Below are 19,132 nucleotides of genomic sequence, written 5' to 3' on the forward strand. Positions count from 1 at the left end.
GCACGCTCTCCGCCCTCTTCCCCCAACAGAGGACCCATGCCCATGCCGTTAGGCCGCCCGGTGTACCACCCGGCGGGCCACGACGAAGCGCTGCGCGCGGTACTCCAGGACCTCAAGGCAGGTCGCTGGGTCTCCACGCGCAACCTGCTGACCGAGACGCCCGACTGGGGGCTGTGGACCCAACGCACGCAGATACTGGCGGCCGCCGTCGCCGGTTCCGACGTGGTGCGCGCCTGGCGCGCCGAGGAACCGCACAGCGCGTCGGCGGCCGTGCTGTACACCCGCGTCCTCGTGGAGCGGGCCCTGCGCGCGCACCGCGCGGGGCACCGCCAGACCAACGACCTCTGGCGCGACGCGGTCGGCGCGTGCAGCACCGCGGCCTCGCTCTCGCCCGAGGACCCGGTGCCGTGGATCTGCCTGCTCTCCCTGGCCCAGCTCGACGAGGGCCAGCGCTGGGACGAGCACCGCGTGGCGCCGCCCGAGCCGATGCTCTTCCCCGGCCCCTGGCAGCTGCTCGCCGAGGCGGACAAGCGTGACCCGGGCAACCGCGAGGCCTACCACCGGATGCTGCAGTTCGTGTACGCGCGCCGCTCCCGGGGCCCGCTCACCGAGGCGTACAACTTCGTGCAGTGGGCGTCTGCCTCGGCCCCCGCCGGTTCACCGCTGCACCTGCTGCCGCTCTACGTACGCGTCGAGCGCTACCGCAGGGAGGCCGGCAACGAGCGCGCGCTCGACCTGCACTGGATCTCCGAGGACGCCACGCGCGGCGCGCTGCGCGCCCTGGAGCTGTGGTTCGACCACACGCGGCACGGCACGGCATCGCTCCTCGACCTCAACTACCTGGCACACGCGCTCTGGGGCGCCCACCAGTTCCACGACGGCCTACGGGTGTTCAGGGCCCTCGACCCGTTCTTCACGACCGTGCCGTGGACGTACCGCACCCACTCCCCCGGCGACGCGGACGCGGCCGCCGAGGTCTTCGTCCAGGCCCGTGCCCGCTGCGTCTCGGCGTCCCGCACACCGGGGTAGGCCCGGCGCAACCGGGCCGGACCCGGCCCTCACGCACCCCACCACCGCTCATCCCCCGGAGGTACACCCGTGTCGCGCACCACCTGGTCGTCGAGCTCCGCCCCGGCGCCACGCCAGGACGAGGAACAGAGACTCAGAGACCTCGGCTACCAGCCCGTGCTCGCCCGCCGCATGGGCGGCTTCGGCAACTTCGCCATCAGCTTCTCCGTCATCTCCATCCTGTCCGGCTGCATGACCCTGTACGGCTTCGGCCTCGCCACCGGCGGCCCCGCCGTCATGCTCTGGGGCTGGGCCGGCGTGGGCCTGATGGTCCTCTTCGTGGGCCTCGCGCTCGCCGAGGTCACCAGCGCCTACCCGACGTCGGGCGCCCTGTACTACATGGCCGACCGGCTCGGCGGACGCCGCTGGGGCTGGTACACGGGCTGGCTGAACCTGCTCGGCCTGCTCGGCGCCATCGCGGGCATCGACTACGGCGCCGCGCTCTTCACCGGGGCGTTCCTGAACCTCCGGTTCGGCTTCACGCCGACCCCGGAGAAGACCTTCCTGATATTCCTCTGCATCCTGCTCCTGCACGCCGTGCTCAACCTGTTCAACGTCAAGCTGGTCAGCCTCCTCAACTCGATCAGCGTGTGGTGGCACGTCGCGGGCGTCACCATCATCGTGGGCGTCCTCGCGATCGTGCCCGACCACCACCAGTCGCCGTCGTTCGTCTTCGGCGAGTTCGTCAACGACACCGGCTGGGACAACCCGCTCTACGTGACGGCGATCGGCCTCCTCCTCGCCCAGTACACGTTCTGCGGGTACGACGCGTCCGCGCACCTCTCCGAGGAGACCTCCAACGCCTCGGTCTCCGCGGCCCGCGGCATCGTGCGCGCCATCTGGGCGTCGTGGATCGCCGGCTTCGTGCTGCTCGCCGGGCTGACCTTCGCCATCCAGGACTACGCGGGCACGCAGGCGACCGCCACCGAGGTGCCGCCCGCGCAGATCATGATCGACGCGATCGGCGAGTCGGGGGCCACGGCCCTGCTGCTCATCGTGATCGTCGCCCAGCTCTTCTGCGGCAACGCCGAGACCGCCGCCGCCAGCCGGATGGTGTTCGCCTTCAGCCGCGACAACGCCCTGCCCGGCTCGGCGATCTGGCGCAAGGTCAGCTCCCGCACCCAGGTGCCCGTGCCCGCGGTGTGGCTCTCGGTGGGCCTGGCCGCGGTGATCGCCCTGCCCTCGCTGTACTCCTCGACCGCGTACACGGCCGTGACCGCCATCAATGTCATCGGCATCACGCCCGCCTACGCCATCCCGATCTTCCTGCGGCTGCGCGCGGGCGACCGCTTCGAGCAGGGGCCCTGGAACCTGGGCCGCTGGTCCAAGCCCGTCGGCTGGATCGCGGTCGTCTGGGTCGCGTTCGTGACGGTCCTGTTCTGCCTGCCGCAGTCGTCGCCGGTCACCGTCGACTCGATGAACTACGCGTCGATCGCGCTCGCCGCGGTGCTGGCCCTGGCCACCGTCTGGTGGTTCGTGGCACGCCGCTCGTACAGCACGCCGCAGGCGTACGGCTCGGACCGCGAGCAGGCGGAGGTCGCGGAGAACATCGTCTGAGCGGGCGTACCGCTACGCGGGGCGGTCGTTGAGCGTCAGCTCGAAGAGCCGGTGGTCGCGCCAGGCGCCGTTGATGTACAGGTGCCTGCGCGCGATCCCGTACTCCTCGAAACCGCACTTCAGCAGCACGTGCTGGGACGCGGTGTTGTGCAGCATGGCGCCCGCCTCCACGCGGTGCAGATCGAGCCGGCGGTCCGCCTCGGCGCAGACGTGCCGCGTGGCGGCGGAGGCCAGGCCCCTGCCCTGGTACTCGGCGTCGATCCAGTAGCCGAGGTTCCCCCTGCGGGCCGGGCCGAGCACGATGTTCGACAGGGCGGCGTGCCCGACGACCTCGTCGCCGGAGATGAGCACCCAGTGCGCGGACAGCCCCGCCGCACCGTCCGCGAGCTGCTCCCGCACCCGCTCGGCCTGGCCCTCCTCGGTGTAGAAGGCCTCCGGCCGGTCCGGGTCCCACGGGGCGAGGTGGGCCCGGTTGCGCCGGTAGGCACGGGCGAGGGCGGGGGCGTCGTCGAGGACGACGGGACGTATCAGCACATCCGTGGCGAGCACGGCCTCTCCGAGAACCATGCGTTCAGCGTACGAGAGCCCCGGCCGGCCCGGGGGTCAGCGGCCGCCGGAGACCTTGAGGACCGTGCCCGTGGTGTACGAGGCGTCGTCCGACAGCAGCCACGAGACGGCTCCCGCGATCTCCTCGGGCCGGCCCGAGCGGCCCATGGGGATGCCGGACGCGAGCTTCGCGGGGCGCTGGGGGTCGGCGTGGAACTCCGTCCAGATGACGCCGGGGGCCACCGCGTTGACGCGGATGCCGTGGGCGGCGACCTCCTTGGAGAGGCCCACCGTCAGGGTGTCGACGGCGCCCTTGGCCGCGGCGTAGTGGACGTACTCGCCGGGGCTGCCGAGGGTGGCGGCCACCGAGGAGATGTTCACGATGGCACCGCCGCCGTTCGCCGTCATGTCCCGTACGGCGCGGCGCGCGCAGAGCAGGTACCCCAGGACGTTGACCTCAAGGGCCCTGCGCATGCCCTCGGCGTCGGCCTCGGCGAGGGGGCCGACGGGGCCGCTCACCCCGGCGTTGTTGACGAGGCCCGTGACCGGGCCGAGCCGCTCGGCCGCGGTGTCGAAGAGGCGCTCCACGTCCGCCTCGGCGGCGGTGTCGGCCCGGACGGTGACGCAGCGCCGCCCGGCGGCGCGGACCGCCGCCGCGGCCTTCTCGGCGGCGGCCTCGTCGGAGCGGTAGCCGATGACGACGTCGTGGCCGTCCTCGGCGAGGCGGGCGCTGACGGCGGCGCCGATGCCGCGGCTGCCGCCGGTGACGACGGTGACGGGGGTCTGCTCCACGGGGGCCTCCGGCCTGGGGTTCACTGTGTCGCGCCGCGGAGCATCCTACGGCTCCTGACCCCTGGGCCCGGGGGTGCGCCGGGCCTGGGCGGCCTGGGGTGTTCCCTGTTCGCCGCTTCGCGGCGGGTCTCCCACCCACCCGCCCGTTACCCGGCGGTCAGCCCCCCCGGGGTCGGCAAGCGCTCGATCCGGAGTATCGGGCGGGTGGGTGGGAGAGATCGCCGCGAAGCGGCGGGAAGGGGACACCCCCGGCAGCCGAGAACGGGCTGCCGCCCCGGGCAGGGCCGCCCGGGGGGGGGAGCCGCCCGGGCGGCTACCCCCGAGGGGAGGGGATCGCGTCCTCGGGGGCCGCCGCCTCCGCGGGGAGGCTGTCCATGAAGCTGCTCACGGAGAAGACCGCGTTGCCGGGCCCGGCGGGCCCGTAGCCGGGAGGCGAGGAGAGGCCGTTGGCCTCCATCGTGGCCCGGTAGGCCTCAAGGAGGCGGACGTGGTACTCCAGCGGCGCCCCCTGCGGATTCGCCTTACCGAGCGGCGTCGTCGGCTCGGGACACCACGTGGTGAAGCGCGGCGTGATGCCGCGCGACATGAAGTACTGCAGCCCCTCCACCGTGGAGTCGATCGCCTCGTCGACCGTCTTGAAGCCGAACGGCTCCGCCATCTCGACGCCCGCGACGAAGTTCGGGATGACGTTGCGCGGCCCGAAGACGTCCGCGGAGTCCAGGATGCGGCGGTGCCACTCGTCACGCCCGACGTAGCGCTCCTTGCCGGGGCAGTACCGCTCGAAGAGGTACGGGTCCCACACCTCGTAGTTCGGATGGTAGATCCGCACGCCGTAGTCGTGGAAGCGCTGCACGTCGGCCTTGGGCAGGGCCTGGGCGACGACCTTGCCGATCCAGCGGCCGGGGAAGCGCTCCTCGATGGCCTTGGCGTACTGCCCGTAGAAGTCGGCCTCGTCCTTGCCCTGGAGCCGCGTGGTGATGGCGCCGCCGGTGAGCGTGTACGCGGTGGACGACTTGTTCGTGTCGTACTTGTCGATGATGGCGAGGGCTTCGAGGACCTCGTCCATCGGCTTCACGCCCGTGTAGGGGCGGCCCGCCGCCTTCTGCTGGCGCCAGTTGTGGTTGATGTCGCAGTACTGGCACTCCTCCTTGGCGCCGAAGTACTGGCAGACCCGGAAGACCGTCAGGTAGATGAGGTAGCCCCACTGGATGGTGGGTGCGACCTCCATCACGGACTTGCCGTTCTCCAGCGTGTGCCGGTAGTAGTCCGGCATCGGCGGCAGGCCCACGTCGGAGATCCGGGCGCCGTCGAGGTAGAGGCCGAGCACGCCGTGGTCGTCGGCGGCGACCCGGTAGGGCGACGAGGGGTTCACGCGGACCGAGACGACGGTGCGGCGCAGCCCGTAGGGGCCGCCGGTGAGGACGATCTCCTCGGGCGGGCGGCGCAGGGCGGCGGCGCCCAGCTCGGGGAGGGTGCCGTGGTCGAAGGAGAAGATGAAGTAGGACTTCGGCTTGACCTCGCCGCTCTCGTTGTCACTGAGCGCCGACTCGTCGAAGGCGATGCCGCCGCGCAGCAGATCCTCCTTGATCACGGCTTCCCGCGGCACGTGCGGGAACCGCTCCATGAGCGACTCGATGAGCTGGGTACGGCTCTCGCTGCGGGTGGTCATGGACGGGGCACCTCGGATCCGGTCGGTCGATCTGTTCCGTCCACGCTAATACCCTCCCGATCGCGCCCGGACCCGGCTCCGGTCGGAGCCGCGCTCCCCCGCGGGGCTAGGCTGCGGGAGACGTGCCGTGAAACGACCGGGCCGGACCGCCCCCGCGCCCCGCCCGTCCCGCCGGCCCCCGGGCCCCCTCCCGGCCGGCCCTCAGTCGACCGTGACCGGCTTCCCGCTCCGCGCCGACGCGTACCCCGCCGCGACCACCCGGAGCGTCCGCAGCCCGCCCTCGCCGTCGGCCACGTCCATGCCGCCCTCCGGCGGCCCGTGCAGGAAGGCGCGGAGCATCAGCTCGTCCAGGTCGGCGCCGAAGGGCAGCTCGGTCCGCGCCCCCGGCGCTCGTCGAAGCCGTGCACCTTCTGGTCGAAGGCGTCCATCTCCAGGGTGGCCCGCTCGCCGACGACGGTGAGTTCCGGGCCGCCCCAGGAGTGGTGCGAGCGGGGGTGGGACCAGCTGCCGAGCCCGGCCGTCCCGACGGCGGCCTCGTCCGCGTACATGAGGTTGTTGGTCCGCGCGTACACCTCGACGGGCCGGGCGTCGCCGAAGAGGTCGTCGAGCAGGTCGGCGATGTGCACGGTGTGGTCCATCAGCGCGCCGCCGCCCGACAGCCCGGGCTCGGCGAACCAGCGCCGGGCCCTGTTCGGCATCGAGCCGTTGTTCGCGCCGGACACCGCGAGCGCGCGGCCCGCCTCGCCCGAGGCGACGGCCGCCGGGACCGCGGCGTACGCGGGGCTGAACCGGACCGGGAAGGCGACCGCGAGCCGCACCCCGGCGGCGCGGCAGGCCGAGACCATCGCCTCGCCGTCGGCCACCGAGGCGGCCAGCGGCTTCTCGCAGAGCGTTCTCGGAGCAGACGACCACCGCGTCGGGGCCGCGAGGTCCTGGTCGGGGTCGCTGCCGAGGACCTCGACGCCCGGCATGCGGGAGGGCAGCCGCAGCCAGCCGAGCATGCCGATGTGGAGCGGTGGCATAAAGGGGGCTCCCTTTCGTAGGGGGCGTACGAGGCGCGGGGTCAGCTCTTGGAGCCGGAGAGGGCGACGCTCTGCACGAAGTGGCGCTGGAGGAAGACGTAGACAAGCAGCATGGGCAGGCCGGCGATGAACGAACCGGCCATCATCACCGGGTAGTTGGTCTCGTACTGCCCTTCGAGCGAGGTCAGTCCCGCGCTGATCGGCATCTTCACCGGGTCGGTGTTGACGACGAGGGGCCAGAGGAGGTCGTTCCACGACCACATCGCGGTGATGACGGCGAGGGCCGCGAGGGCGGGCCTGATCAGCGGCAGCATGACGGACCAGAAGACGCGGAAGGACCCGGCGCCGTCGATGCGGGCGGCCTCTTCGAGTTCCTTGGGCAGGGCGAGGAAGAACTGGCGCAGCATGAAGGTGCCGAACGCGCTGAACATGCCCGGCAGGAACAGCGCGGGCGCGGAGTTGAGCAGTCCGAGCCGCTGGATGATGTCGTACTGCGGCAGGACGAGCAGGGAGCTGGGGACCATCAGGACGGAGAGGAACAGCGCGAAGAGGACGTCGCGGCCGCGGAAGCGCATGCGCGCGAAGGCGTAGGCGGCGAGGGAGCAGAGGACGAGCTGTCCGAGCGTGCGGCCGAGGGTGTTGATCGCACTGTTGGTGAGCATCTCGCGGAACGGCAGCGCGGTGAAGACCTCTTCGAAACTCGACCAGTTCCAGCGGTCGGGCAGGAAGGTCGGCGGTACCCGTGAGGTCTCCGCGAGGGTCTTGAGCGCGGTGAGCAGTTGCCACAGGAACGGGAAGACCATGACGAGGGCGCCGAGCGAGAGCACCGCGTGGGTGGCGAGGGAACCGGCTTTCGGACGCCGGCGCGCCGCGGGGGTGACGCGTGTCCCCGGCGTCTCAGGCATAGTGCACCCACCTCTTCTGGAGCCGGAACTGCAGATACGTCAGGGCGGCGATGAGCAGCATGAGCAGGAAGGCGAGCGCGGCGGCGGCGCCCTGCGCGTTCTCGATGAAGGCCCATGTGTAGAAGAGGCCGACGACGGACTGGGTGTCGCCGATCGCGGGGTTCTTCTCGGCCATCATGATGTAGATGAGGTCGAAGGTCTGCAGCGAATTGATCATGCAGATGACGGAGGCGAAGAAGAGGGTGGGGCTCAGCAGCGGCAGGGTGATGGTGAAGAACCTGCGCAGCGCCCCCGCCCCGTCGAGTTCGGCGGCCTCGTAGTAGTCCCGCGGTATTCCCTTGATGCCGGCCATGAAGATGACGAGGTAGTAGCCGGTGGTCGACCAGACCATCACGGCGCCGATCGCGTAGACGGCGGTGGAGGGGTCGGAGACCCAGTAGTTCCGGTCGATGCCGAACCGGCCGAGCAGGTCGTTGAGGAGGCCGTAGTCGCCGTTGTAGAGCCAGTTCCACACGAGGCCCACGGCGACGGGCAGTGTCACGAACGGCACGAAGTACAGGGCGCGGTAGAGGGCGACGCCGCGCAGTCCGCGCCGGTTGAGCAGCGACGCGACGACGACGGCGATCGGCAGCGCGGTGAGCCCGATGGCGCTGTATATCAGGGTGTTGCCGAGCGCCTGCCAGACGGTGACGTCCTTGACGACGCGGGCGTAGTTGTCGCCGCCGATGAAGGTGTGGCCGCCGAACGCCCCGAATTCGGTGAAGCTGAAGAAGAACGTCTGCAGGAGCGGCCAGAAGTAAAAGACGGCGAAGCCGATGCCGAGGGGCGCGATGAAGAGGTACGCGGCGCGCTGGTCGCGGGAGCGCGGGCCGGAGACGGCGGCGCCGCGCCCTTTCGCCTTCGCGGCGGCCGTCGCGGGAAAGACGCTCATGAGCCGCTCTCCTCCTTCAGGGCCCGGTCCATCTGTTCACCCAGGGTGCGGGCGGCGCTCTCGATGCCGCCCTTGCCGCTGAACGCGGCGCCGAGGAGGGGGTACTGCAGGTTCTCCCAGACAGCGGTGTTCTCGGAGCTGGGGTACGGAACGGCGTACTCCTGCATGTCGATGAAGTTCTTCAGGTCGAATTCCGGCATCGACTTCAGCCAGGCCTCCTGCGTTCCCTCGTACGAGGAGATGGTGACGCCCGCCTCCGCCTGGATCTCGGCGGCCCTGCGTCCCGCCATGAAGTGCGCGAACTTCCAGGCCGCCGCCTTCTTGCGGCTCTTGGCGGAGATGACGTTCGCGAGGCCGTGGATGATGGTGGCCCTGCGGCGCCCCTCGGGCAGAACGGCGATGCCACCGTGGTCCTTGAGCGCGGGCACGGCGTACATCTGCCCGGCCATCGCGGAGAGGTCGTAGTTCATGGCGACCTTCTCCGACCAGTACCGCACGCGCCCGACGGACTCCGTCATCGCGCTCTGCGGCGGCGACCAGCCCCGGTCGATCATGTCGGTCAGGAACCGCAGCCCGTCGATGGACCGCTCGTCGCCGAAGCCGGAGCGCCCGTCCCTGAGGACGTACCCGCCCGCCCCGCAGACGGCGGGGTAGATCTTGATCTGCCGGTCCATCTCGGCGGCGAAGCCGTGCACCCGCTCACGGGGGTTCGTCAGCTCGGCGGCGGCGTCGCGCACGTCGTCCCAGGTCCAGTCCGCGTCGGGGTACCCGATGCCCGCCTTGTCGAAGAGCGCCTTGTTGTACCAGAGGCCGATGGTGTCGAAGTCCTTCGGCAGGCCGTACTGCGTGCCCCGGTGGGCGTACAGCTTCACCAGGGCGTCCGGGTGGCGGTCGACGGGCGTCGCGTCGGCCTCGATGTGCCCGGAGAGCGGTTCGAGGACGCCGCTGGACGCGTACAGCTGGAAGTTGACGGCGTTCATCCAGAAGACGTCCGGTGCGGTGCCGCCGCGCATCGAGGTCTTGAGCGTGGTCCAGTAGGTCGCCCAGGGCGTGAGTTCGATCCGCACGGAGATCCGCGGGTTCTCCTTCTCGAACGCGGCGATGATCTTCTCCATGCCCGGCACCTGCGCCGGGTCCCACATGCCGTACGAGAGCGTGGTCCCGCCCCCGCCCTCCGTGCCGCCGTCCCCGCCGGAGCAGGCGGCGAGCAAGGGGGCGGCAAGCGCCCCGCCGAGCAGAGTCCTTCTGCGCATGGGCGACTTCGCCTCCCGGTGTGCCGGCCGGTGTGTCGTCGGACGCCTCCCGGCCCTGCCCGCGTGCGCACGGGCGGGCCGCTACGACGCCTTGTCCGCGAGCAGGTCCTCCTCCACCTGGTCGAGCGCCATGCGTACGGCGCCGATGGCCACGCCCCGCTCGCCGAGCGAGCTCAGTGCGATGCGGGGGACGTGCAGGGTCACGGGGCGCAGCCGCTGTTCGAGGAGCGGCAGCAGGTGCGGGCCCACGGGGGTGGCGCCGCCGGTCAGCACGATCAGCTCGGGGTCGACGGCCAGGGCGAGCGCGGCGATGCCGGGGGTGAGCCGGTCGGCGAAGTCGGCGACGGCGGCCAGGGCGCGCGGGTCGGCGGCGTCGGCGGCGCGGGCGAGGGCGGCCACCTCGGACTCCCCCGGGAGCCGCTCGCCGTACCAGGCCAGGGCCCGCTGGGCGGTGTTCAGGCCGAGCAGCGGCAGCATGCCGAGTTCCCCGGCGCCGCCGCGCCTGCCGCGGTGCAGCCGGCCCCCGATGGTGAGGCCGCAGGAGACGCGGTGCCCGGTGAGCACGCAGACCACGTCACGGGCCAGGGTGGCGGCGCCCTGCCAGCGCTCGGCGAGGAGCGCGAGGTTCACGTCGTTCTCGACGAGGGTGCGGTCGGGGCCGTCCTCGGAGAGCAGCCGCCCCAGGTCGGCGCCGGACCACTCGGGCACCACCACGGTGGTGACGACCCCGTCCGCGCCGACCGTGCCGGGCACCCCGACACAGCGGGCGAGCACGGCGGCCCGGCTCGGGGCGTGGTCGTCGACGAAGGCGCCGATGGCGTGGCGCAGCAGGTCGAGCCGGGGGCCGCCGCCGAGGCCGGGGTCGATGTCGGTGTGGTGCGTGGCGAGTACGGTGCCGCCAAGGTCGGCGAGGAGCAGCACCATCTTGTGCAGGCCGATGTCGGCGCCGAGCACGTATCCGGCCTCGGTGCGGAAGCGGAAGCGCCGCGCGGGCCGCCCGGGTGCCCGCTCCCCCGCCGCTCCCGCCGCCTCCGCGGCCTCGCCGACGAGGCCGCGTTCGGTCAGCTCCTCGACGGCGGCTTCGACGGTGGGGCGGGAGAGGCCGGTGGCGACCGCGAGTCCGGTGAGGGTCTGGGGGCTGTGGTGGTGCAGCGCGCGCAGGACGACGGTGGTGTTGAGCCGTCGCAGTGCGACCAGATCGTGCCCGCGTGCCGCTTCGCGCATCGCTGCTCCACCCCGAATCCGGGCCGCGACAGCCCATGTGACGGGCTCGGACGCGTGTCTGCCCGCTGAATTCGGTAGGACACTTTCATAACCGGTGCGGCGCGGGAACCCCTCTGCACGGCCGGACCACGGCGAGGCCCGGCCCTGGGGACAGGACCGGGCTCTCGGGGGCGGGTCGGGCTTCGGGGCGGGCTCAGTCGAAGTACGACTCCAGCGTCCCGCGCCGCCTGACGTCGAGCGTCGCGCAGTGGAAGGAGCCGCCGAACGGCGCGTAGTGCAGCAGGTCGCACGGGATCGGCTCGAAGCCCCAGGATTCCAGGGCGCGCAGCATGCCGGTGTGGTGCCGCTCGGCGATCACCCGCTTCTCGTCGACCATCAGCACGTTCATGCTCAGCCACTTGCCGCACATCGACGTCATCCTGAGCAGCCGCTCGTTGATCGGGTCGGGCTCGGGAGCGACCAGCACGTCCCAGGAGGCGAGCACGTCGGGCAGCCGGTCGACGTCGATGTACTCCGGGTTGACCAGGACCTTGCCGGGGGCGAGCAGGACGAACGTCGTGTCGATGTGCATGGGGGTGCGGCAGCGGCTCTCGATCTCGTGAATGCGGTAGCCGGGGCCGAGGTGGCGGCGCAGCCACTCGATGCCCGTCAGGTTGGTGACGTTGCTGCGCGTGACGAACAGGTCCCGTCCCGCGCGCACGAAGTCCGCGGCGTCGAAGACGGGTTCGTGCTCGGTGAGGATGTAGCGCATGGGCTCACCGGGCGCGGGGGGCCGGAAGCCGTCCGCGAAGAGCGCGTCGGTGAGCTGCGGCCTCGGCGCCGCCGTCCAGCGCGCGCCGCGCCGGAAGTAGTCCTTCAGCAGCGCGCGGTAGGAGTGGCTCTCGAAGTACCGGCTCGGCCAGGCCATGGGGGTCTCGATGATCTCGTCGCCGATGACGAGCAGGCCGTCGCGCGGGCACGCGTTGCAGAATCCGCGCGAGGACCAGTCGGGGGTGGCGAAGCGCTGCTTGTGGTCGACGGCGTCGGGCCGCCGGACGGTGACGCCGAGGGACTCCAGGAGCGCGATGAAACCGTCCAGTTCCCGCTGGGCGGGCTCAACCAGTCCGCTCGGGTACGCGAAGCCGGCGGCGAGGCCCTGCAGACGCGCCGCCCAGGGCGGGATGTTGCAGGTCACCACCGGGTGACCGGAGGGAATGGTGGCACCGTCGAGCCGCCCGACGACGATCTCCTCAAGGGGGTCCCACTCGTTGTGCGAGTTCACCGGGGAGAGGAGTGGCCCCGGTGGTTCCAGGGGGCTGTTTCGGCCTGGTCCGGCCGCCGGGCACACCGACTCGTCCACTGTCGCCATGCTGAACCGCTCCCGATCGCAGAAGAACCGTCGACTACGACAATGAACGCATGACAGCAGGCCGCGCGCCCGTCGTCGACCCCCGTGCGCGTGGGACGTGCGGCGAAGAGGCGTCACCCGAACGGCCCCGTACACCGGTGTGACGTCCGTTCGACCCGGGCCGGGCGCCTTCCCGCAGCTCACGGGGGTGGCCGCCACCGTGCTCGCCGCCCGTGGCCGCCGTCCGGAGGCATGGCCGATTCGTGGAGATCCGGAGAGGGGTACGCGCACCCGCCGTGCACGCATGCGGCAGGATGACGACCGCGCCGGGCCCTTCGCTCCGGCACCGCGAACGGACTCCAGGAACCGAGCAGGTAACACAAGGTGACGACACATCACATATTCCGGGCACGCGTGCACTCCGCCGGTACGCCGGCCGTGGACCGAGCACACTCCGCCCGCACGCCGGAGGTGCACCGATGACCCGTGCCCTGACACTGCACGACTGGATCATGGCCGGGATCGCCGTGGCCGCCGGGGTCGCGGCCGGACTCCTGCTGCGCGCGCTGCTGCGCTGGCTGGGCGAGCGGGCGAGCCGGACCCGGTGGAACGGCGACGACATCATCGTCGACGCCCTGCGCACCCTCGTGCCCTGCGCCGCCATCACCGCGGGCCTCGCCGCGGCGGCGGGCGCGCTGCCCCTGACCTCGCGCACCGGCCGCAACGTCACCATGACGCTGACCGCGCTGCTCATCCTCGCGGCGACGCTGACCGCGGCGCGGATCGTGACGGGCCTGGTCAGGGCGGTGGCGCAGTCGCGCTCCGGGGTCGCGGGGTCGGCCACCATCTTCGTGAACATCACGCGGGTCGTGGTGCTGGCGATGGGTTTCCTCGTCGTCCTGCAGACCCTCGGCATCTCCATCGCGCCGCTGCTCACGGCGCTCGGCGTCGGTGGCCTCGCGGTGGCCCTCGCGCTCCAGGACACCCTGGCCAACCTCTTCGCCGGTGTGCACATCCTCGCCGCGAAGACCGTGCAGCCCGGCGACTACATCCAGCTCAGCAGCGGTGAGGAGGGCTACGTCGTCGACATCAACTGGCGGAACACCGTGGTGCGCGATCTCTCCAACAACCTGGTCATCATCCCCAACGCCAAGCTGGCGGGCACCAACATGACCAACTTCAGCCGCCCCGAGCAGCAGCTGTCGATCACGGTGCAGGTCGGGGTGAGCTACGACAGCGACCTGGAGCAGGTCGAGCGGGTCACCATCGAGGTGGTCGACGAGGTGATGACCGAGATCACGGGCGCGGTCCCCGACCACGAGGCGGCCGTCCGCTTCCACACGTTCGGGGACTCGCGGATCAGCTTCACGGTGATCCTCGGCGTCGGCGAGTTCAGCGACCAGTACCGCGTCAAGCACGAGTTCATCAAGCGCCTGCACCAGCGCTACCGCGCCGAGGGCATCAGGGTCCCCGCCCCCGCCCGCACGGTCACGGTCCAGCAGGGCGAGCTGCCGCCCCCGCTCGGCATCCCGCACCAGCGCGACATCTCGGTGCCGCGGGTGCACTGACCCCTGCCCACGGGGGCGCTGCCGGGCGACGGCTGCCGGTGGCGGCCCCCATGGCCGGCGCGGCGGTGTGCCTACCCGGAGGAGTCCGAGCCTCCGCCACCGGTCATGCCGCCCAGCACGCGTTCGATGTTCCACGCCTCGTCGGCCAGGCGGAGGGTGACCGGTTCACGGCCGTACCCGGCTTCGGTCAGGGTCGCGGCGAGTGCCTGCAGCGCGGCGGCGAAGGAGCGAACGCGCGTGGTGACACTCTCGCCGTCCCTGCCGGAGGCACGGGCGTTCTCCAACGCCTCCGTCAGGAGGCCGCTCATCTCCGTGCGTGTGGCGGCCGGCAGGCCCGCCCGTCCCAGGAGACGCAGCAGTCGTTGTCCCGCGCTGTCGGCCTCGGCGAGCAGCCGCACGTCGCGGTTGACGCTGAACCCCGCGTCCGTCACGGCGATATTGCGCAGGAAGCTGGTGTGCGCGTAGCGCGATGACCGGTCCGACATGCGCTCGATGTCCGTCGGCGGGTGTCCCGGAGCCGTCGCCTCACAGTGCAGCGCGGGCCGGAAGCAGGGGTGGACGTGCAGATCGTCCTCGTACGACTGGACGGGCAGCGACGTGGAGCCCGCGTACACGACACCGTCACCGCGGCCCACGCCGAGGAAGCCGATGGCGAAGAGTGCCTCCACCACGGCCGGCGCGGTGAGGTGTTCGGTGTAGGCGGCGTGGGCCTCGTGCAGGTCCGCGCGGATCTCGGCGAACCGTTCGTCGAACGTCTCCCGGTGCACCCGGTGAGCGCCGTTCTCGAACAGGGCGAAGATCTGGCGGAGGAAGGGGAACCCCACGTTGTACTCGCGGGCCAGGTCCGCGAGTTTCCACTGTGAGAAACGCTTGGTCGCCACCATGACGTCGGATTCGTGGATCTTCGCATGGCCCCGTTCCCAGGCCACGTCGCGGCAGCGGGTCAGGAACTGGATGGCGTCGCGCGGGCGCAGCAGGCTGCGGCGGGCCAGGTAGTCGGCGGTCCGCTCGCCGCGGACCGTGGCGGGGAAGACCTCGCCCCACAGTTCGTCGTGGGTGAGGGGGCGTCGCAGCGAGAGGGAGGCCCGGGCAAGCGCCAGGTCGCGCAGCGCCTCGGGTGTCCAGGTGATGTGCACCTCGTCGCTGCGGAACTTGTCGCCGTCCGCGAAGTTCAGCGTGTCGTAGATGTCGGAGCGGATGAACAGCACGCAGCGGACGGCCCCGCCGTATGTCCGCGCGATCTGCTTGGTGGCCAGTAGCAGGCCGGTGACCAGGGCGTGGCTGTCGGGGTCGGCCACCCAGACCCGCTCCAACTGGTCGACGAGGACGAGGAGCGGCGGATGTCCGGCGGCGACGCAGCCCAGCGTGTCGAGGCCGACCCGGACACCGGCTTCGAGGGCGTCGAGCTGGCGCATCGCGCGCGCTCCCTCGGAGGTGTGCTCGGTCGCGTCCTCGCCGGTCTGCACACTGGCTTCCACGCCGAACATCTTCAGCGAGAGTGTCGCCGACTGCAGACGATGGGTACCGCGTTGCAGCCGGTCCGTGAGCCGGACATCGGCATCCTCACCGTTGGCACGCAGGAAGTCGCGCAGGGCCCGCACCGGTGCGGGCTGCCGCAGGTTGCGGCCGTGCCGGACCCGGTGCGCATGGTCGACCACGTGCCGGGCCGCCTGGACAGCGAACAGATAACGCCAGATCAGCGCCTTGGCGTTGTCCGAGGTGAGGCCCTGGAGGTCGAAGCGGCGGATCTCGTCGCCCGCCGCGTTGTCGGGCGAGAGTTCGGCCGTGGGCCCGGGGTACAGACCGCCATGCGCGAGCTGTGCGCAGATGGCGCTCTTGCCCGACCCCTTGCGCCCGACGATCAGTGACTTGCGGCCGCCCAGCGCCGCCTCGTAGGCGAGAGTGCGCTGGAACCCCTGCCGCAGCAGGCCGTCGGCGAAGTCGTGCTCGGCGTCGTCACGTCCGAAGAACAGGTCGCGCACGGGTCGGTGAAGTCGATCCTCAGGGTCCACGGTTCCCCCCCCGTCCACGGCCCTTCATCGGACACGGCACTCCACCATCGCGTCAACCGGCCCTCACAGATTAGTCGTTCATGGCCCGGCCGTCGTGTCCATGCGGATAATGGGGGACGACATGGGTGACCAGGAGAGCGCGGAAGAGGACCTCACGGAGCTGCTCGGCGCGCTGGCGCAGGTGGACCGTGACATCGACACTGTGGGCGAGCAGGTCGTCGCCGTGCAGGGCGAAGTCTCGTCGCTGAGGGACGAAGTACGGACCGTGGCGTCCACACTGGACGGCGTCTCGCACACCATGACCCGGGTCGAGGATGCCGTACGGCAACTCGGGGACGCCTTCGACGAGTTCACCGATCGGTACGCCAAGGACCAGGTGCGAGCGATGGCCGAGGCCGAGCTGACCCGGCTCACCGTCGACTGGAACGCCCGTTTCGAGCAGCGCCGCCGGACCCGCGCCCTCGCGCACGGCCTCGTGAGCGCGCTGACCCGGAACGCGCTGGAGCACGGCACGGTGGACAAGGACCTGGTGGCCGCCTGCGCCCAGGAGCGCATGCTCATGGCGCCCGACTTCTGGCTCGGCCCCGCGATGGTGGCCCTCGCCGCCCGGCACCTCGACCGGGCGGAGCAGATGCACCGCGCCCGCGGTCACGCGTACTCCCTCGACTCGGCCCGGTCCAACCTGTTCTTCGCGCTGGCCTGCACCCGCCTGGGCGAGCAGGGTGAGGCCGCCTCCTGGATGGACCGCTATCTCCAGGCTCTCGACCCCTACAACCTGGACGAGGACTTCCACGTCGTACTCGACGCCGTCGCCTGCCATGAGTTGGGCATCACCGCGCTCTCCTCCACGCAGCAGGCCATGAACCGCTGGCTCGGCCGTCTCGATCTGTCCCAGTCGGGTCTGCTCGTCAATCAAGTGGCCCATCACATGGGGGCGTTGGCGAAAGAACTGCCCATCAAGACGTACCGGGAACTGAGTATCGCGTGCGGCGCCGACTGGGACGCGCTGCGCCGCGGGTGGGAATGGGCGACCGTCCCCCAGAGCACCCTTGCCCACCTGCGGGACGCGTTCCCCGCCGACCGCGACGACAGACCTCACGCCGGGCACGCGGACAGTGCCCTGGACGCGCTCATCGACCGGCACGACGCCGACGAGGCGGCCCTCGCCACGCGCATCGGCTACCTGGAGCTCGTCATCGAGCACGGTGGTGACGAGCGAGGCGCACGCGAGGAACACGCGGCGCGTCAGATCGCCGCCAGACCGGTAGACCTGCGGACGTTGCTGGTCAATGCCGTCTTCACACCGGAATCGGTACGCCTGGGCCATGAGGCCCGCCTGCTGGCGCTGCGCGCCGTGTGGCCACAGATGCGCCGCGCCTTCCAGGCTTACGCGGACCGCTCCGAGTCGCTGCTCCCCACGCGGATCGACGTCACCTGGGACCAGTGGCGCTGCCCCCTGCCCGCCGATCCGGACAAGGCGGTGGCGGAGGAGACGCTCATCAGGAACCTGCGCGGGAAGATCGAGGAACGCACACGCCACCGGGTCGAGTCCGTCCGGATCGATGCGTTCCGGTTCATCGCCGCCAATGCGGTGATCCTGATGAGTGCCGCGTCGGTGTTCCTGGTGCCGCGCGGGACACCGCGGATCGCCGTGATCCTCACCGGGGTCGCGGCGGCCGTCTGGGCGGCCTTCGAGTGGCGCCGCGTACCGTCGCGCAAGGAGGAGCTGAGCCGCGAGGGACGGCACACCGTCCACGCCGTGACCAGCGCCGCGAGCCGTACGCTGGCTCAGCGCGTCGCCTTCTTCACCGCGTGGCGTGAGAACCTCGACGCCGTTTCCCGTCTGGAGGACTGGGCGGAACAGGCGTGGCAGGGCGAGGCCGGCGCTCTCGAAGCCGGCCCCGCCGAGGAGAGGGACGCCCGGAGGAAAGAGGCGCCGTGACGCATGGCCCCTTCGATGGCCGCCGCCGGTTCGTCGGGCCCGACCGGCGCTTCGAGCTGGTCGATCTGGTCGACAGCGGCGGGTTCGGGCACGTGTGGCTCGCCCGTGACTGTGTCCTCGCCCGGGAGGTGGCCCTGAAGTTCCTGGCGTTGGACCGGCTCGTCGGCCTTCGTCCCGATCCGGGACGACTGGAGGAGGTCCGGGAACGGTTCGCGCGCGAGAGCCTGATGGCCGCGAAGGTCGACAGCCCGTACGTCGCCAAGATCCACGACTGCTACATGAGCCGCACTGATCCGTTCCTCGTCATGGAGTACGTCGACGGCCGACCGCTGAGCGCCTACGTGCGCCCCAAGCCGCTGCCCCTGGCGCGCACGTGCCGCTGGAGCGGCCAGATGGCCGAAGGGCTCGCGGCAGCTCACGACAAGGGCATCCTGCACCGTGACATCAAGCCCCGCAACGTACTCATCCGCGAGGTCGACAGCGCCGTGCGCATCGTCGACTTCGGCCTGTCCCGTTTCATCGACGCCTCCGAGACACGCGGCGCGGCCGGGACGCCGCTGTACATGTCGCCGGAGCGGAGCCGCGGCGAGGCCGGTGACGAGCGAAGCGACCTGTACTCGCTCGGCTGCGTGATGTACGAGATGGTGACCGGCTGGCCTCCGTTCGGCGACGACCGCGCCGATCCCGTCGCCCTGGCCCGCGCGCACGAACTGCAGAGCCCGACACCGCCGCAGGTGCAGGTGCCGGGCGTCCCCGCCGCGCTCGACGAACTGATCATGGCGCTGCTCGCCAAGGCCCCCCGGCAGCGGCCCGACAACGCCCGCATGGTCGTGCGGGCGATCGCCGAGGTGGAGCGCCCCCTGGAGGCCGCTGAGGCGAACCCGCGCGCCGGTCCCGCCCACGTCCTGCCCTCGCCCTCGGACGGTTCCTCCGCCGACAGCGGCTTCGCCGACCGCCTGAGCGCGGCGGAACTGAACGTACGCAGGCTCTCGGGGCAGCACGGCCCCTCCCACGCCCTGGTCGTCGCGGCTCGCATGGAGCTGGCCGGCCTCACCGGCCGCAGCGGTGATCCGCGGGGGGCAGCCGAGCTGTACGACCGGTTGGGCCGCGACTGCAGGGACTGGTACGGGCCGGGCCACCCGCGCACCCTCGACGCCTTCACCGAGATGGCCCGCTGGGTGAGCGGCCGGGGCGAGGGGTCGGGGTGAGGCGTCGGCCGGTGCGGGGCCGGCCAGCGGGGGGCCGGCCGGTGAGGCACGGCTTGACGTGAACCGCGCGGCGACCAAGCGGCAACCCCTATGACCTTCGCGGCGACT

General features: G+C 71.5%; 16 protein-coding genes. 5 read left to right on the plus strand and 11 right to left on the minus strand.

Annotation, left to right across the window (positions count from 1 at the left end):
* Positions 1-42: 42 nt before the first annotated feature.
* A complete protein-coding gene (locus AB0I16_RS13955) occupies positions 43-1,029 on the plus strand; it encodes a hypothetical protein (RefSeq protein ID WP_363249597.1) in 987 nt (328 codons plus the stop codon).
* Between the two features lie 69 nt (positions 1,030-1,098).
* Entirely contained in the window at positions 1,099-2,625 is a 1,527-nt protein-coding gene (locus tag AB0I16_RS13960; RefSeq protein WP_363249598.1) for an amino acid permease, read from the plus strand.
* A 12-nt stretch (positions 2,626-2,637) separates the two neighbouring features.
* Here the strand turns inward: AB0I16_RS13960 and AB0I16_RS13965 are convergent, their stop codons facing one another.
* The 10 genes from AB0I16_RS13965 to AB0I16_RS14010 form a co-directional block, all read right to left on the minus strand.
* Positions 2,638-3,192: a GNAT family protein gene (locus AB0I16_RS13965; RefSeq protein WP_363249599.1), complete on the minus strand. Its 555-nt coding sequence runs from the start codon at positions 3,190-3,192 to the stop codon at positions 2,638-2,640.
* Between the two features lie 36 nt (positions 3,193-3,228).
* Positions 3,229-3,963 (minus strand): glucose 1-dehydrogenase, encoded by a 735-nt coding sequence (locus AB0I16_RS13970; RefSeq protein ID WP_363249600.1) that lies wholly within the window; start codon positions 3,961-3,963, stop codon positions 3,229-3,231.
* A 313-nt stretch (positions 3,964-4,276) separates the two neighbouring features.
* Positions 4,277-5,632, minus strand: coding sequence for a radical SAM protein (locus AB0I16_RS13975; RefSeq protein ID WP_363249601.1), 1,356 nt, complete (start codon positions 5,630-5,632; stop codon positions 4,277-4,279).
* Between the two features lie 201 nt (positions 5,633-5,833).
* Positions 5,834-5,971 carry a hypothetical protein gene (locus AB0I16_RS13980; protein ID WP_363249602.1) on the minus strand — a complete coding sequence of 46 codons (138 nt, stop codon included), beginning with the start codon at positions 5,969-5,971 and terminating at the stop codon, positions 5,834-5,836.
* Complete coding sequence (locus tag AB0I16_RS13985; protein ID WP_363249603.1) at positions 5,971-6,654, minus strand: Gfo/Idh/MocA family oxidoreductase; 684 nt, start codon at positions 6,652-6,654, stop codon at positions 5,971-5,973. Before AB0I16_RS13985 ends, AB0I16_RS13980 begins: the two co-directional genes overlap by 1 nt.
* Before the next feature lie 41 nt (positions 6,655-6,695).
* Positions 6,696-7,559 carry a carbohydrate ABC transporter permease gene (locus AB0I16_RS13990; protein WP_363249604.1) on the minus strand — a complete coding sequence of 288 codons (864 nt, stop codon included), beginning with the start codon at positions 7,557-7,559 and terminating at the stop codon, positions 6,696-6,698.
* Positions 7,552-8,490 carry a sugar ABC transporter permease gene (locus tag AB0I16_RS13995; protein WP_363249605.1) on the minus strand — a complete coding sequence of 313 codons (939 nt, stop codon included), beginning with the start codon at positions 8,488-8,490 and terminating at the stop codon, positions 7,552-7,554. Before AB0I16_RS13995 ends, AB0I16_RS13990 begins: the two co-directional genes overlap by 8 nt.
* Complete coding sequence (locus tag AB0I16_RS14000; protein ID WP_363249606.1) at positions 8,487-9,743, minus strand: sugar ABC transporter substrate-binding protein; 1,257 nt, start codon at positions 9,741-9,743, stop codon at positions 8,487-8,489. The genes AB0I16_RS13995 and AB0I16_RS14000 overlap by 4 nt, the downstream gene beginning before the upstream one ends.
* An 81-nt stretch (positions 9,744-9,824) precedes the next feature.
* Complete coding sequence (locus AB0I16_RS14005) at positions 9,825-10,967, minus strand: ROK family transcriptional regulator (RefSeq protein WP_363249607.1); 1,143 nt, start codon at positions 10,965-10,967, stop codon at positions 9,825-9,827.
* A gap of 193 nt (positions 10,968-11,160) precedes the next feature.
* Positions 11,161-12,294, minus strand: a complete 1,134-nt coding sequence (locus AB0I16_RS14010; protein WP_363249710.1) for an amidinotransferase — start codon at positions 12,292-12,294, stop codon at positions 11,161-11,163.
* A 479-nt stretch (positions 12,295-12,773) separates the two neighbouring features.
* Here AB0I16_RS14010 and AB0I16_RS14015 point away from each other — a divergent pair, with 479 nt between their 5' ends.
* A complete protein-coding gene (locus tag AB0I16_RS14015; RefSeq protein WP_363249608.1) occupies positions 12,774-13,862 on the plus strand; it encodes a mechanosensitive ion channel family protein in 1,089 nt (362 codons plus the stop codon).
* A gap of 71 nt (positions 13,863-13,933) precedes the next feature.
* Here AB0I16_RS14015 and AB0I16_RS14020 read toward each other — a convergent pair whose 3' ends face one another.
* Positions 13,934-15,844, minus strand: a complete 1,911-nt coding sequence (locus AB0I16_RS14020; protein WP_363249609.1) for a hypothetical protein — start codon at positions 15,842-15,844, stop codon at positions 13,934-13,936.
* 151 nt (positions 15,845-15,995) lie between these two features.
* Between AB0I16_RS14020 and AB0I16_RS14025 the strand changes: the two genes are divergently transcribed.
* Positions 15,996-17,816: a hypothetical protein gene (locus tag AB0I16_RS14025; RefSeq protein ID WP_363249611.1), complete on the plus strand. Its 1,821-nt coding sequence runs from the start codon at positions 15,996-15,998 to the stop codon at positions 17,814-17,816.
* Positions 17,813-19,024 carry a serine/threonine-protein kinase gene (locus AB0I16_RS14030; protein ID WP_363249612.1) on the plus strand — a complete coding sequence of 404 codons (1,212 nt, stop codon included), beginning with the start codon at positions 17,813-17,815 and terminating at the stop codon, positions 19,022-19,024. Before AB0I16_RS14025 ends, AB0I16_RS14030 begins: the two co-directional genes overlap by 4 nt.
* The last annotated feature ends 108 nt before the right edge of the window (positions 19,025-19,132 follow it).

This window comes from Streptomyces sp. NPDC050703 (assembly GCF_040654435.1).
GTDB lineage: Bacteria > Actinomycetota > Actinomycetes > Streptomycetales > Streptomycetaceae > Streptomyces.

Coding starts and splice junctions, on each gene's coding strand:
- AB0I16_RS14005 (WP_363249607.1), bottom strand. CDS start 10,967: ATGCGCGAAGCGGCACGCGGGCACGATCTGGTCGCACTGCGACGGCTC.
- AB0I16_RS13955 (WP_363249597.1), top strand. CDS start 43: ATGCCGTTAGGCCGCCCGGTGTACCACCCGGCGGGCCACGACGAAGCG.
- AB0I16_RS13990 (WP_363249604.1), bottom strand. CDS start 7,559: ATGCCTGAGACGCCGGGGACACGCGTCACCCCCGCGGCGCGCCGGCGT.
- AB0I16_RS14000 (WP_363249606.1), bottom strand. CDS start 9,743: ATGCGCAGAAGGACTCTGCTCGGCGGGGCGCTTGCCGCCCCCTTGCTC.
- AB0I16_RS13985 (WP_363249603.1), bottom strand. CDS start 6,654: ATGCCACCGCTCCACATCGGCATGCTCGGCTGGCTGCGGCTGCCCTCC.
- AB0I16_RS14025 (WP_363249611.1), top strand. CDS start 15,996: ATGGGTGACCAGGAGAGCGCGGAAGAGGACCTCACGGAGCTGCTCGGC.
- AB0I16_RS13980 (WP_363249602.1), bottom strand. CDS start 5,971: ATGCTCCGCGCCTTCCTGCACGGGCCGCCGGAGGGCGGCATGGACGTG.
- AB0I16_RS13995 (WP_363249605.1), bottom strand. CDS start 8,490: ATGAGCGTCTTTCCCGCGACGGCCGCCGCGAAGGCGAAAGGGCGCGGC.
- AB0I16_RS13965 (WP_363249599.1), bottom strand. CDS start 3,192: ATGGTTCTCGGAGAGGCCGTGCTCGCCACGGATGTGCTGATACGTCCC.
- AB0I16_RS13975 (WP_363249601.1), bottom strand. CDS start 5,632: ATGACCACCCGCAGCGAGAGCCGTACCCAGCTCATCGAGTCGCTCATG.
- AB0I16_RS14015 (WP_363249608.1), top strand. CDS start 12,774: ATGACCCGTGCCCTGACACTGCACGACTGGATCATGGCCGGGATCGCC.